The following is a 16,480-nucleotide window of genomic DNA, read 5'->3' as shown; positions in this document are numbered from 1 at the left end:
ACCAACAAGGAGCGAATTAGAATGAAAAATACTATTTTTAAACATGCCGGATTAGTAGCGGTCGAAGATACAGCAATGCCTAAGCTCGAACAACCAGATGACGTGATCATTCACGTTGTGCGGGCCAGCGTCTGTGGTTCAGATTTATGGGCCTACCGTGGCCTCAATGACAAACCCGCTAACTCAGCCAATGGTGGGCATGAAGCCATTGGAATCGTGTCCGAAGTAGGGAGTGCAATCACTACGGTGAAGCCAGGTGATTTTGTGATTGCACCATTCACCCATGGTTGTGGGCACTGTGCCGCTTGTCGAGCTGGTTATGATGCTAACTGTAAGAACAATGCTGACGCCATTTTCAGTAGCGGTTGCCAAGCTGAATACGTTCGCTTCCAACACGCTAATTGGGCATTGATCAAGATTCCAGGTCAACCATCAGACTACAAGGAATCCATGTTGAACTCGTTTTTGACCTTAGCCGATGTAATGGCAACTGGTTACCATGCTGCCCGCTCAGCACGGGTGCAACGTGGTGATACGGTGGTCGTTGTGGGTGACGGAGCCGTTGGGCTATGTGCGGTAATTGCTGCGCAACTACGTGGTGCTAAGCGGATCATTGCAATGAGCCGGCATGCAGACCGTCAAGCAATTGCTCGTGAATTCGGGGCAACTGATATTGTTTCCGAACGTGGGGATGAAGCAGTGGCTAAGGTTATGGAATTAACTGATGACTTAGGTGCTGATGCCGTCTTAGAATGTGTGGGAACTGAATTATCAACTGATACCGCCCTTAAAGTAGCTGCACCAGGTGCGATCGTGGGTCGCGTTGGGTTACCACATGGGGATGCTGATAATACGGTTATGTTCTACGGCAACGTTGCCCTAGCTGGTGGTGGCGCATCCGTAACGACCTATGACAAGGGCTTCTTATTGAAGGCCGTCTTAGAGGGTTCCATTAACCCTGGCAAGGTCTTCACCCAACAATTTACCTTAGATGAAGCTAATGCAGCTTATCAAGCGATGACTGATCGTAAGGCAATTAAATCAGCCATTGTAGTTCAACCATAGTTAATTAAATCCGTCGCTAAGTTAAGCGTCCTACCGTTGATGGGTAGGGCGCTTTTTGGCGTTGACAATGAATTTTTAAGGGTTGATAATTGGGATAATTTTATACTTAATTTGATTGGAGCGATTGAAATTATGCAAGTCGATTTATTAGTTACCGGGAATCATATTTTAAATGTCTTTTCCAGACGGTTTGAAAGCAACCAATTGTGGATTAATGATGGCCAAATTATCGCCACTGGTGATCAACCCTATTCAGCTAGGGATGCATTTGATGCGGGCAATCAATACGTTGTACCCGGGTTCATTGATAGTCATGTCCACGTAGAAAGTTCATTAGTCGTTCCATCAGAACTAGCGAAGGTAATTCTGCCAAGTGGGACCACCACTATTTTTACTGATCCCCATGAGATTGGAAACGTTAGTGGCGTTGATGGGGTTCAGTATATGATTGATGATGCCAGACAAACGCCGTTGGACGTGAACGTGATGTTGCCATCATCGGTACCAGCTACGCCATTTGAAAATAACGGGGCCACTTTAACGGCTGCAGATTTAAGACCATTTTATGATGAACCAGAAGTTAAAGGATTAGCTGAAGTAATGGATTATCCAGCCGTGTTGCACCGACAAAAGGGCATCATGGATAAAATCAATGATGCATTAAGCCGTGGCTATCAAGTCGATGGCCATGGCGCTGGATTTACCCGGTCGATGTTAGATACATACCGACAAGTCGGCATTAATACTGACCATGAAAGTGTTAATCTAGCCCAAATTCAAGATCGGCTCGCAGAAGGTTTCAATGTATTTCTGCGTGAGGGGACGGTAGAACGCGACTTGCAAAATACGATTCCGGTGGTCAACGAAGGCAATGCCCAACAATTTTCATTCTGTACTGATGATAAATTCGTGAACACGATTCTAGATGAGGGTGGCATTAATGACTGCATTCAACTGGCAATTAAAGCTGGGATTCGCCCAGAAATAGCATACACCATGGCTAGTTATAATGCCGCCATTGCCCATCGAGTGAAGGGATTAGGTGCATTGAACCCTAATTATGTGGCTGACTTAGTGGTGGTCAATGATCCCTATCAAGTTGATGTGCAACGGGTGATGAAACGGGGACACTGGATCACATCCGCTGATATGGATACTAAGCCACTACAGTTTAAAGCTGATACAGTGCATCATCACTGTCAACAATCCGACTTATTGTTGCCATTATCTGGCAGTCATCCTAAGTGCCACGTGATTGGAATTCAACCTAACCATATTGAAACTGATCACTTAATTGAACCGGTGCCGGTAGAGTCAGGACACTTTGTGGCTGATTTGGATCATGATATTTTAAAGATGGTCGTAGTAGAACGCCATCATGATTTAGGTAACGTTGGCATTGGATTGGTACATGGGTTCAATTTAAAACAGGGTGCAGTGGCAACTACGATTGCGCATGATTCACATAACCTAGTCGTAGTTGGTACAAACGATGCGGCAATTGAACGGGCCATTCAAGCAGTGACGAACGCTGGTGGCGGTATTAGCGTAGTAGATAATGAACGGGCCTTAGCTACGATGCCATTGGCTGTCGCCGGATTAATGTCCGCTCAACCTTGGCAGACGGCCAGTGCGGATTTAACTGCCATCACTAATGCTTACCATCAAATTAGTGGATCCGTTTCGTTCAATCCGTTCATTACCCTGTCATTTTTAACGTTAACGGTGATTCCAACAATTAAACTAACCGATCAGGGATTATATGATTTTGAGCAACAACGCTTCATTAAATTGCAAGCTGATTAGTTTATTTTATCCGGTCGTTTTAATTCTGATTTTTAGGCTATTAAATCCATGAAAAAGGGAGAAATAAGTGCTAGAATAAAGATTGTGTATTATACATTTATAATTTAGATTATAAATTAAGTTGGGAGGAGATTTTTCATGCTTTATAATAAATTTAAATTTAATAAAGTAAATGATAAAAAGGTTCTCCGGAAAGTAAAGAAACAATGGGTAGTCGTGTCATTATCCATGTTGACTTTACTTGGTGGAACCGCAGTTGCGATGAATAAGACAACTGTAAAAGCTGACGCTAATACTAGTTCTACATATAGTTCTAGCGCCGCTGATGATAGCGCTAAGACCAATAGTAGCACTGTTAATAATTCAGTAGCTGCATCCAGTAGCACTGATAATAACGCAACAACTAATACCACTAGTTCTGCATCAAATAATGTTGATGCTACTAGTACCAGTGCAAGCAATAATGATACTGTTTCATCAAGCAGTGATAACGTAAGCGCCAACAGTAGCTCTGCTGATAGTAGTGCCACAACTAGTTCAGACAGTAGCTCTGCAAGTAGTAGTGCCGATTCTAGTTCTGCTAAGAGCTCAGACAGCAGCTCCGCAAGCAGCAGTAGTGACACCTCTAGTGCTGCTAAGAGTTCAGATAATAGCTCTGCTGACAGTAGTAATGCTGATTCTAGCTCCGCTAAGAGCTCAGATGGTAGTTCTGCCAATAGTAGCAATGCTACTTCCAGCGCTGCTAAGAGTTCAGACGGTAGTTCTGCCGACAGCAGCAATGCATCTAGCTCTGCTAAGGGTTCAGACAGTAGCTCTGCTAAGAGCAGTTCTGCATCTAGCTCAGATCAAAGCTCTGCTAACAGCGTTAGTTCCGCTAGCGTAACTAACTCTTCTGCTGATAGTTTAACTAGTCGTTCTGGATCTGATGGTTCTAGTGGCAGCACTTCTGGTAGCTCTTCTTCAGTTAGTGTTGACTCATTAAAGGCCTCACTTTCTTCTGTTAATAGTAGTGCTGCCCAAATTTCTGCATGGTTCTCTGCAATGTCTTCAGCTAGCTCAGCAGTTAATTCATACAGTGCTTACGTTCAATCTAGTGGAGCTTGGATTGACTCTGCTAGTGCAATGAATAACAACGTATCCGTATTTACGTCTGCTTATAATGCTATTAGTGCCTATAATTCACAAGGTAGCTCTGCAAGTAGCCAAGCTGGATCTTATAGTAATCAAATAAATAGTAGTAATGTTAGCTACTTCCAAATAAATGTCGATAGTTTATCTAGTTTAAATTCTAGTTACTATGCTGCAGTTTCTTCAGCTTCAATGGCTGCAAGTAATGCAGTGGTTGCATTGAATAGTCAATATTCAGCTACTTCTAGTGCCTACGCTAATGCTGATACTGCGGGTAAAAATGCTGGAACTACTACTAATACGACGGTTAACGTTAATACAGCAGCTCAATTTGATGCAGCTGTGCAAAATCCGAATGTTTATCACGTTAATGTTTTAAGCAACATTAGTTTAAAGGATGCCGGATATAGTGATACTGATAAGACTGTAGTCGCTACTAAAAATGATTCTAGTAAAGATTTTGTAATTAATGGATTGCAACTTGGTAAGTCTTCAAATGATAGTAGCAACTGGTCGACCATTAACTACGTTGGTGTCGGTTATGATATTCAAAACGTTAAGACGTATACGATGCAGAATCAAAATGTATACGGTACTAGTGGATATGGATTTATTTCTGATAGTGGGACTACTTCACTAGGAAATACACCAATATATGTTGATAATATTAACTACACTGGTGGTCAGCCAATTTACGCTAAGTCAAGTAATGTATTTATGAACAATAGTGTTAATTTGTCTTCGGTTAACAGTTATACGCCTCAAAATATTCCAGGCGATACTAGTCAACATTCTGGTGTTGATACTGGCAATGACCAAAATCAACGAAACATGCAGGTTAACTCTTTAACTGTTAATTCTGGAGCAACTTATACAGGATCTACTACAAGTGGTAATGTTTTGGAACTCGGTGGTGGATTTAATGTTGCTAAAGGTGCTACGGTTAATTTAAACCCACAGGGTGATGACAATTCTAATGGTCCTGGTATTGCACATGGTTCCAATAGTTCTAGAGCACAAGGATTATATGTTACTGGTGGAAATGTTGTAATTAATGGAACTGTTAATATTAATACTGGTGACAAACATACTGGAAACCAATCAAATTCTGGAAATGGTAGTTGGGGAACTAGTGCTCTTTTTCTTGCTAAGGGTTCTAACATGTCTGTTGATGGTGGAACGATTAATGTTCTGATCAATAGTAAACCCGCTGCTTATCCAGTTGATGTTGAAGGTACATTGACTGTTCAAAACAATGGTAATCTTAATGTAATTGCTAATAATACTGCTGATTATCTTAATATTTTTACCTATGTTGCTGGGACTTTAACCTCGCAAACTGGTGGTTTAGTTCATATTTCTACTAATAAAGGGACTGCAACCGGAAATCCATACCTTCTTAAAATGAGTAGTGGTTCCACTGTTAATATTATTAATCAAGGGAATCTAAAGTTGGATTCTGATGGTACAACTAATCCGACCCTTCTTCAATCTGATGGTGACGATGTTACTGTTAATATTAATAACCCTGGAAAAACAGTTGTATTTGATTTGGATACTACTCACACAAATCCATCCGAAAAATCTCCTGCATCCGGATCTAAAATTTCTAATTTATCATTCAATGCATATTCAGTAAGTGTTAACAATAATGGTAATAATAAGGGTGCTTATTATGCTATTAATATTCCTAAGAGTGGGATAATTACTTATTACAACGCTAAAGATAAGACATTTGAGTCTTTACCAACTACTAATACAAACGATTCTAATTCCGTTAGTGGTTCAAATTATCTATCATTCTCCGCTTCACCATCTGCAAACTTTGATGGCCCATTAACCTTACAAAAATACGGAACTGATCAATATTTAGTTAGTGGTAAGATAAACATTAATAATATTAGTAATGTTCCAGATGATCTAGCGAACAAACCAATTTACATGAACATTTCTGTAAACGGTAATCAACAGTTAAAAGACGGTGGGGTTGTTGATAGCACAACTAATGATGACGATGGAGATGGGAATACTTACACTTATACAATCCCAGTTACCATTGATAAATCTAAGGGTGACACCCAAAGTCTTGACTTCTCATATCTCTTCCCAGCTAGTCAATTAAATTCAAGCAATAACACAATTACTGCAACTGCGCACTATTTCGTTTCAACTGTTAATAATAAGATTACTGATGGTTCCAATGGTTCCAACGCTAATCAAACAGAAACCTTTACTAACCCAGCTCCTAATTCTCCAACTATTACAACTAATAATAGTTCATTACCTTACAGTAGCTTAAAGAATCAAGCTGATGCGACAGCAATCATCCCAACGAACCAAGCTGCAATTGATTCAGCTAATTCAGCTGCATCATCTGCTGCTTCTGCACAATCTAGCATGAGTAGTTTTGCTTCAGCTTCTAGTGCCCAAATTAGTAGCGATGCAAGTGCAACTTCTAGCGTGGCAGATAGTATTGCAAGTGATAATGATAGTGCATCTAGCTTATATTCAGCTACTCTTAGTCAATCATCTGCATTAGCATCATCCGCTGCAAGTGGTAATTCTAATGCTGCAAATGCTGCTAGTTCAATGAGTAGTGCCGTTTCTGCTGCTTCTTCTGCTAATGCAGTTGCTAGTGCTCAAAACTCAATTGCCCAAGCTAACTCTAAAGCTGCTCAAAGTGCATCTGTTGAATACAGTGTTAAATCTAGCGCTGTTTCATCGTATGCTTATTTAGCTTCCTCATATGCTAACAATGTTACTTCAAATGACAATGCGGAAGCTAAGCCATACAATAATGACTTTGGACCATCTAATAGTGATGCGGCTTCAGCTTCTTCTTACGCAGCATTAGCTAGTGCAGCATTTTCATCTGCTCAATTTGATTCATCAGTAGCAAGTAGTGCCAGTTCAGCAGTTGTGGTAGCTGCAAGTGCTATGAAGTCAGCACTATCTGCTGCATCAAGTGCAGCTAACGATGCTGACAGTATTTATACTAAGAATGCTGATACAGCTAATAGTAAGGCTAGTTCAGCTGCTACAAGTGCCCAAGATGCTCAAACATCAGTTAATACGATTGTTAATAGTGCATCTGTATCTGCTTCTAATGCTGAATCATTAGGTAGTAAAGCTGACTCAGAAAATGCCTCATTTAGTGACTACCTATCAAGTGCTAATTCAGCATCATCTGCTGCTTCACTACTAGCTTCAATCTATTCAAGCAATGCTGATATTAAGAGTGCCAATGACTTTGATAGTAGTCAAACTGCAATTGTTAGTTCTGCTGCTATTGCTGGTAGTAACGCTAACGTAGTTGCTCAATCTGCTAGATCAGCAGCTAATGATGCAAGCAAGGCAGCTTCGACTGCATCCAGTATTGCATCATCAGCTGTTTCCGATGCAATCGCTCAATCAGAAGCTGCATCTAGTTATGATAAGTCTGACATCGCAAAGGCTTCTTCAGCTGCAATCTTAGCCGAAAGTGCTAATGCAGTTGCGCAAAGTGCAATTCAAAGTGCTAATAGCGCAAGTGCAAGTGCTAGTTCTGCTTACATTGCGGTTTCAAATGCTGAAGCTTCTGTTGCTGCTAATAGTACGGCTGCTTCTAATGCGAAGGAAAAGGTACTTAGTGCTACTAGTACTGCCAATTCCATTGCCGGAAGTATTGCTAACTCAACTGGATCTGAAGCTTCTAGTACCGCATCTAGTGCCAGTTCAGTTGCATCTAGTGCTGCATCTGGTAAGGATTCATCAGATTCCTCAAATGCCGCTTCCCGGGCAAGTATTGCTAATGCAGATGCGCAAAGTGCATCTAATAATAATTCTGATGCAAGTAACCAAGCTGCTAATGCATCAAATGCAAATACTAATGCTCAATCATACGCAAAGGAAAACTCTGGTAACTCGTCTGTAACTGATCAAGCATCAATTGCTAGCGAACAAAACTCAATTGCTCAATCCGCTGCTAACGATGCATCAGTTGCTAATAGTATTGCTCAATCGGCCAAGAGTGATGCAGATACCGCATCAAAGAATGCCTCCTCAGCTAATGTTGCTGCTTCTACCGCTAACGTCTCAGCAAACAGTGCTTCTGATGCTGCTGCTAGTGCTGCTAAGAGTAGTGAACAAAGTGCTGCATCTAGTGCCGCTAGTCTAGCTAGCTCATATGCTGAAAATGCTAAGAGTGCTGCTTCAGCAGCTGTTGATGCCAACAATGCCGCAAGTACCGCTGAATCAAAAGTTGCCTCAGCATCTGCTAATGTAGTTGCTGCGCAAGGTAAGGTATCGAGTGCTAATAGTGCGGTTCAATCTGCTAACGATGTAATCAATAATATTGCTGGGGTAACTGCTAGTGCCGTGAACGATGCTAAACAAAAATCAATTGCTGCATCGAATGATGCCGCTAATGCTGGCCAAGCAGTATCAGACAGTAGCAATGGTGCTAATAGTGCATCCAGCGTTGCAGATAGCTATGCCAAAGATGCAAGTAATGCTGTTGATAAAGCTAACACATCATCCAGCAACGCCAGTTCTGCTAACTCAACGGTTGCCAGCTTAGCTGCTGCTAAACCATCTAACACAGCAATCACTAGTGCATCAACAACTGCTAGTTCTGCTAATGCACTTGTTAGTGCTGCTAACCATGACGCAAGTGTTGCCAATGCTTCTGCATCGACTGCTAAATCAATTGCTGCTTCTGCTGCTACTGATGCTAGTCAACAAAGCAGTGTTGCTAAGTCTGCTGTAGACGCTGCTACAGAAGCATCTAAGTCCGCTTCATCTGCATATGCTGCTGGTGATACACTTGCTGGTGATCGGTATGCACGTCAAGCTAGTGCTGCTGCTAATGATGCTAACTCAGCCGTTAGTGCTGCTACTAACGATAGTAGTAATGCTGCGCAAGCTGTTCAATCTGCATCGACTGCCGCTGCTAGTGCTACTTCTGCTTCCGTTGTTGCATCGAATGCTGCTGCGCAAGTTAACTCAGCATTATCAGATGCATCCAATGCTGCTGCCAGTGCTGCTAAATACACCACCGGTCCTGCTACTGATGCTTCTAAGGCTGGCTCATATGCAGTAATTGCTAGTGCTAACAGTAGTGCGGTTAGTTCTGCTAGTGCCAATGCTGCTAATAGTAGTAATGATGTGAGTGGCTACAACTCAGTTGCAACCAGTGCTGCATCAACTGCTAATGCTGCTTCTTCAGCAATTGCTTATGCTAAGTCCATTGCTGACAAGAACGGTGGCAACAGTGACATTAATAACGATGCTAGCTTAGCTTCATCTGCGATTGCAGTTGCTTCATCAGCCTCATCAGTTACTAATAGTGCTTCAGCTATTGCTGATGCTAAGAGTAAGGAAGCTGCTGCTGCCAATAGTGCTGCAAGTAGTGCTAATGTAGCTGCATCGAATGCTGCTTCAATTGCTTCATCAACAGCTGCATTAGCCAGTTCTGCTGCTGCAAAGGGTGATACTGCTACTGCTAGTTCCGCAAGTGCCGAAGTTGCAAATCAAACTAGCCTAGCTAGTCAAGCTGCTTCTGCTGCTGCGCTTGCTACTTCATCAGCTAATGATGCTGCTACTAGCATGTCTAGTGCATCTGTAGTAGCTAGTCAAGCTGCTTCCGCTGCTAGATCTGCTGCATTAGCTGCTTCTTCAGCTACTGATGATGCTCAATCTAGAGCTGCTAGCATGGACGCTAGTGACGGTTCACTAAATGCTGGCCGGGCATCGAGTGCTGCTAATGCTACTGATAGCTACGCTACTGCAGCAAATAGTTATGCACAGGCTGCTTCTAAGGCTTCTAGTGGTGCTAGTCAATCTCAAAACCAAGTTAGTTCATTAGCTGATCAAACCACCACTGCTAATAGTGTGGTTGATTCTATCGCTGCTAAGTATCCAAACAACCCATCACTACAACAAGATGCAACTAACGCTTCAAATGAAGTTGTTACTGCTTCATCTGCTAGTGCCGATGCTGTGATTGCATCTAGCCAAGCTTCTGACGCTAAGGCCAAGGCTGATAGTGCCAATGCAGTTGCTAGTGCTGCTAAGGTTAGTGCTGATGCCGCTAATAGTGCTGCAGCTTCACTTGCTGCTCAAACGCCACTTACGCATGACAACGCAAACTCACTTGCTAATGCTGCTAGTGCTGCTAAGTCTGCTAATGATGCTGCTTCAAGTGCAGTTGATAATGCCAGTGCTGCTGCTGTTGCTGCTCAATCTGCATCAACTCGGGCTGCTTCTGACTTAGCTAATGCTAGTTCTGCTGCTGATGCTGCCAAGGCTATCCAAGCGCATGCAATTGCAACTAGTCAAGCTATTGATAACGTTGCTAATAACAAACCAGACGCATCAAGTTATGTAAGTGCTGCTTCAATTGCTGCAAGTAATGCACAACCAAACTTATCATCTGCTAGTTCCAATGCCGCTTCTGCAATTGCTAGTGCCGCATTGACTGGTAGTGATACGAATGTAATTAATGCTGCAAGTTCAGTTGTTAATAGTATTGCTAGTGCAAATGCTAGTGATTCATCTGTTGCTGCTGTATCTAGTGCAATTGCTAGTTACTCCGCTGCTGGTGCTAGTGCTTCTGCTAATGGTTCTACTGCCGCATCCAATGCTGCTAACGATAGTGCATCTGCTAGCGTTGCCGTTCAACAAGCTAGTGATCAATATCAATCAGCAATTGCTGCATCCAATGCTGCGAATAGTTATGCTGCACTTGCTAACAGCTTTGCTCAAAATGGTGATCCTGATAATGCTTCACTTAACACCAGCTTAGCTAAGTCAGCAGTTTCAGCTGCATCGAATGCCGCTGCTGCCGGTTCTGCTTATGCAAACCAAGCTAACAGCTTTGCTCAAAATGCAACTACTGATTCTCAAAATGCTGCTACTGCAAAGAGTGCAACTTCAGTTGCTGCATCGAATGCTGCTAGTGTTCAAGCTAGTTTAGCTGCTTCTGTTGCTAGCGTTAATAGTGCTGCTTCTAATGAAGCTAGTGCTGCACAACCAGTTGCAGGTAGTGCATCTACAACTGCTAGTTCTGCATCTGCTGGTACTTCTGGTAACAGTAGTGCTGCTGATAGTAGCTACAAGGTTGCTAGTGGGGCTAATGATACTGCTTCAGCTGCTGCATCGAATGCTTCAGACGATGCATCTGCTGCTGCTAAGGCTGCTTCAAATAACCCAACTGATTCATCCATTGCAAGTAATGCAGTTAAGGCTAGTTCAGCTGCTAGTCTTGCATCTAGTGCTGCCGGTGATGCTTTATCTGCATCTCACGATGCATGGGTTGCATCATCAACTGCATCTAGTGCTAATAACAATGCATCTAGCGCAAACGTTGCAGCTGGTAGTTACTCTGCTACGGCATTGAACGAAGCTAAGGCTGCTTATGATGCATCTGCTGCTGGTAACATGTCAGCTGCTAAGTCACATGCGGATGCTGCTTCAGCCGCTGCTTCAGCTGCTGCCGCTCAAGCCGTAATTGCTACTAACGCATCAAATGCTGCTGCTCAAGCTGCGAAGGATGCCGCTGCTGCTGCTAGTCGGGCTAATAGTTCCCAAACCATTGCCACTAGTGCTGCAACCGACGCATCCAACTACGGTAAGGTTGCTTCCTCAGCTAGTTCTGCAAATGCCAGTGATGCCGTAACTGGATCTTCTGCTGCAACTAGTGCCAACAGTGCTGCACCATCGTTTGCTAGTGGAGCTTTCGCTAGTGCGAAGGATGCAAGTGCTAATGACAGCCTAGCAGCTAGTTACGCTGCTGTTGCTAGTGCTGCTAATACTAGCGCTACTAACAACTCTAGTGCAGTTAGTGGTTTGAACACATCTGCTGCTAGCGTTGCTGCAAGCAACCCAAGTAATGCTGTAATTAGTTCAGCTGCTGCTAAGATCAGTTCAGCTAACTCAGCTGCCAACAGTGCTGCTGCTAGTGCTAGTGCTGCCAACTTAGTTGCCGCTAGTGCAAAGGCCAGTGCCGATGCAGCTAATAACGCCGCTAGTTATCAAAACTCACTTGCCCAAAGTGCAGTTACTGCTGCTAGTCAAGCCAGCTCCAATGCTGCTTCTGCTTATGCAGCTAAGGACTACGCTGCCGGTAATAACTATGCTAGTGCTGCAGTTAATGCTGCAACCAATGCATCTAAGGCTAGCGTTGCTGCTAGTTCCGCTGCTGCTGCCGTTAAGACGGCGACTGATAGTGCTTCATCAGCTGCTACTCAAGCTAGCCAAGCATCATCAGTTGCTAGTCAAGCCTTAACTGATGCGCAAAATGCTGCAAATGACTTGAACAATGCAATTACGAAGCAAAATGCACAAACGAGTGAAGCTGCTAGAATCGCTAGTTCTGCATCTGCTGCGGAACATGCTGCTTCTGATGCAAGTACGAGTGCTGGTAGCAACAACGTTGCTACTTCAAGCAATGCCAGTGCAACTGATTCAGTTGCTAAGAAGCTTGCTTCAACTGCTAACTTAGCTAGTTCTCAAGCTAATGATGCGAGTGAAGCTAATAGTGTAATTGCTTCCCTTGCTTCATCAATTAACAACGTTGATCCAACGGTTAGTGGTCAAATTGCTAGCGACAATTCAGTTGCTTCCAGTGCTGCTACCCAAGCTCAAAATGCTTACAGTAGTGCTAACCAAGCTAAGACTAATGCTGATAATGCATCATTTGCTGCATCAACTGCTGCTGCTAGTGCAAGTGCTGCTCGGAATAATGCAACTGCTGCTAAATCTAGTGCTACTAGCTTAGCTAGTCAAGCTGCTTCCGCTGCTCTTGCCGGTGATAGTGGTGCTGCTGATAACCTTAACCAGGCTGCGCAATCTGCTGCTGATGTAGCAAGTGCTGCCAATTCAGCTGCTCAATCTGCTGACGCGAATGCATCCAGTGCTGCCAAAGTCGCTGCTGACGCTAGTTCAACCGCTGATAGTGCTTCAACTGCTGCTAGTCAAGCTTCAGATACTGCATCCAGTGCTGCTTCTGACGCTCAATCTAGAGCCGCTAGTTATGATGCTAACCAAAGCAAGAAGCGGGCTTCTAACGCTTCATCTGCTACTGATGCTCATGCTAGTGATGTTGCCACTGATAGTAGTTCCGTTTCTAGCTACAGTAACAATGCATCACAAGCCTTAGCTTCAGCTCAAACTGCTGCAACCGACGCATCTAACGCTGTTGCCTCAGCTGCTGGCTTATTATCAGCCCATCCTAAGAATTCAACGATTGCGAGTGCTAACGTAGTTGCTAAGTCAGCTTCAGTAGTTGCATCGAATGCTGCTTCTGATGCTGTGATTGCTAGTGGAATCATCAGCAGTGCTTCTGGTACTGTTAGTTCCGCTGCTAATGCAATTAAGACTGCGCAAAGCGCTGCTTCATCAGCATATGCTAGTGCATCAGTTGCTGCTAGCCAAGCTGCTGATCAAAGCTTAACGCCAGCCCAACGTGCTGCTGCTACTTCGAGTGCTGCAGTTGCTGCCAATAGTGCTGCTAGTCAAGAAGCAATTGCATCACAAGCTGCTAACGATGCATCCAATGCAACCGATGCTGCCAATAGTGCTGCTGCTCGGGCAAGTCGTGATCAATCAATTGCTAACACGGCTGCATCACAAGCTGATGATGCTAATCGCAATGCTAGTGCCGCTGCCAAAGCTGGTAATGATGCTTCTTCAAATGCAACTAAGGCATCTAATAATGCTTCATCAGCTAATACTGCTGCAACCGATGCTGCTAACGGCGCTGATCAAAACGCTGCAGCTGCAGCTAAGTATGCATCACAAACTAGTGCATCTACTGATCAAGCTAGTTCTGGAAATGGAGTTGCTTCTGCTACTGCTGCTCAAGTTAACAGTATTGCCGCTGCTAACTCCACGAATGCAGTAATCAGTACGGCTGCTTCCATTGCTAATTCAGCTGCTACTAATGCTAGTTCAGCTAACTCAGTTGCTAACCAAGCAAATACAGATGCTCAATCAGCTAAGGCTGCCGCATCCGCTGCTGCTCAATCAGCTCATTCAGCTGCAGCTAACGCTAGTGGTGCTAATGTGAGCGCTGGTAGTTATGCATCACTTGCTGAAAGCTATGCTAATGATGGAGATACTTCTAATGCATCCAGTGCTAACGCTGCTGCATTGAGTGCTGCTCAATCAGCTGCTAGTGCTGCTAGTCAAGCCGTTGATCAATCAAATGCTGCATCGACTGCTGCTAGTCTTGCATCTAGTGCTTCTGTGGTTGCTTCAAATGCTGCTGCTACTATTAACAACATGGTTAACATTGAAACCAGTGCTAATAGTCTTGCTAGTTCAGCTGCCCAAGCTCAATCATCAGCTATTAATCAGGCTAGTGGTTACAACAGTAGTGCATCTGCACAAAACAGTTCTGCTAGTGCCTTTGCTAATAGTGCTGCATCATCAACTAGTCTTGCTAACTCATATGCTCAATCAGCTGCTAATGATCAAAACAACACGCAACGTAACTCAACCGTTGCATCACAAGCTGCTAGTTTGGCCAGTGCTTATGCAAGCAACGCATTTGTAAATAGTTCTGCTCGTTCATATGCAGCAATTGCAAGTTCTGCTAACGCAACGGTTAGTTCAGCTGCGAGCCTAGTTTCAAGTGCTAATAGTGTTGCCCAATCTGCACTTTCCAATGCATCAGTTAATAGTAGTAACGCTGTTCAGGCTTACTCCAATGCAAGTTCAGCTGCAAGCATTGCTTCTGCCTTTGCTAATAGTGCTGCTAGCTATGCTGCCAAGGGTGATAGTGCGAGTGCCAGTGCTGCCAATGCTAGTGCTTCCGTTGCCAATGCAGCGGCTGCTAGCTACGCTAATGCAGGAAGTCTTGCAAATAGTGCTGCATCTGCTAATGCTCAAATTGCCAGTGCTGCTCAAAATATCACTACTTCCGCAGCCGCAGTTGCTAATTCAGCTGCTCAATCAATTCAAAGTGCTACTTCATCAACTGATGTGGTTACCCACTACGCTAACCCAGCTAGCTCCTATGCTTCACAAGCTAGTGTTGCTTACAGTAGCTTAAGTCAAAATACTAGTTTTGCTGCTGTTCGTTATAACTTGGCACAAAGTTATGCTAACAACGCAAACAGTAGTACTTCTCAAACTGCATTGCCAATTAGCTCTGCTCAACAACAAGCTAGTCAAGCAATCAGCTTAGCTGCTCAATACAGCAACAACCCACAATTGGTAAGCTATGCTGCTCAAGCTAGTTCCGCGATTGCAGTTATTAATTCCGCTTCTGCTGATGCAATCATTGCAAATAGTCAAGCTAATTCTGCTGCTGCTGTTGCTTCCGCTGCAATTAACGCTGCTAACGCTGCAACCAGCACCGTTAATAGTGCAAACGTTGCGGCAAGCAGCGCCAACGCACAAGCTTCTGCTGCTTATGCACGTGGCGATAAGTCTGCTGGAGATAGCTATGCTGCAGCTGCCAGTTCCGCTGCTGGAACGGCTGCGAGTGCTAGTGTTGCCTTTGAAAATGCTAACATGACGATTGTAACGGCTACCCAAATTGCTAGTTCTGCTGCTAGCCGGGCGGCTAGTGACTACGCAACCATTATCAAGGCCGCTAAGATGATCTTTGTTGGTAGCAATAATGCTGCTGGCTCAACATCTAGCAATGGTAGTGGTAGTGGTGATTACTATGCTCAAGGATTATCTGATGCCAAGAATGGTTATCAATATGACACGACTCATGGTAGTCAACCAACGTATGCCGGTGCCTTTGATGGATATACGGACGCCTTTAACGGTAAGAAGGCCAAGACGGACTTCACTGGCAAGGCCGCTGAATATCAATCTGACTATGCGCGGGCATACCAAGTTGGTCATGAAGCTTACTTGAAGGCTGTAGCTGCTGGTAAGAAGGCTGCTAAGGCTGATACCGCTGCTAAGAGTTCACTTGCTGGTGAATCTGCCGGCTACAAGTATGGTTATGCTAAGGCCTTCAACGCTAAGTTGAAGAAGCATCCACTATACATCTACAATACCAAGACGGTCTATGTTCACAACAAGGCTACCTTCGGTACTGATAGTCGGATCAAGAAGTACAGCAAGCAACCTCGTAATAAGGTTCATGAATTCAAGATCAAACGGATCTCAGTTACGAAGAGTGGTTTGGTACGTTACTACGTTAAGAATCACTTGACTGCTAGTGTCAACAAGAACAAGGGTTACATTACTGCTAACCGGAAGTACATTGTCAACGCTTACTACAGCAAAGCTGAAATGAGTGCTGCCAATAGTCAAAAGGTGAAGGTAATTGCAACCAGTGGGGTTCGTGAACACGGTAGTAAGAAGTTCACATCTAAGAACGGAAAATACTACAAACAAGGTTCCGAACTAAACGTTGACCGGATCGTTAAATACAAGGGACTTACTCGGTTCTACATTGGCCATGGTAAGTACCTCACAAGTAACAAGAAATTTGTTAAATTCGTTTAATTAATTTCTGCTTAACTAAAAATAA

3 protein-coding genes are annotated in these 16,480 nt (G+C 43.8%); all 3 read left to right on the top strand.

Annotated elements, in window-relative coordinates:
• Window positions 1-21: 21 nt before the first annotated feature.
• The 3 genes from R4146_RS01385 to R4146_RS01375 all read left to right on the top strand — a co-directional run bounded on the left by R4146_RS01385 (window position 22) and on the right by R4146_RS01375 (window position 16,455).
• Window positions 22-1,065 (top strand): alcohol dehydrogenase catalytic domain-containing protein, encoded by a 1,044-nt coding sequence (locus R4146_RS01385; protein ID WP_339959678.1) that lies wholly within the window; start codon window positions 22-24, stop codon window positions 1,063-1,065.
• A 132-nt stretch (window positions 1,066-1,197) separates the two neighbouring features.
• Complete coding sequence (gene ade, locus R4146_RS01380) at window positions 1,198-2,871, top strand: adenine deaminase (protein WP_339959677.1); 1,674 nt, start codon at window positions 1,198-1,200, stop codon at window positions 2,869-2,871.
• Window positions 2,872-3,009: 138 nt separating this feature from the next.
• Window positions 3,010-16,455 (top strand): DUF5776 domain-containing protein, encoded by a 13,446-nt coding sequence (locus R4146_RS01375; protein ID WP_339959676.1) that lies wholly within the window; start codon window positions 3,010-3,012, stop codon window positions 16,453-16,455.
• Window positions 16,456-16,480: the final 25 nt, after the last annotated feature.

The sequence above is a fragment of the Nicoliella lavandulae genome, from assembly GCF_037546185.1.
Lineage (GTDB): Bacteria > Bacillota > Bacilli > Lactobacillales > Lactobacillaceae > Nicoliella > Nicoliella lavandulae.
This window is presented reverse-complemented; position numbering and strand designations above follow the sequence as displayed.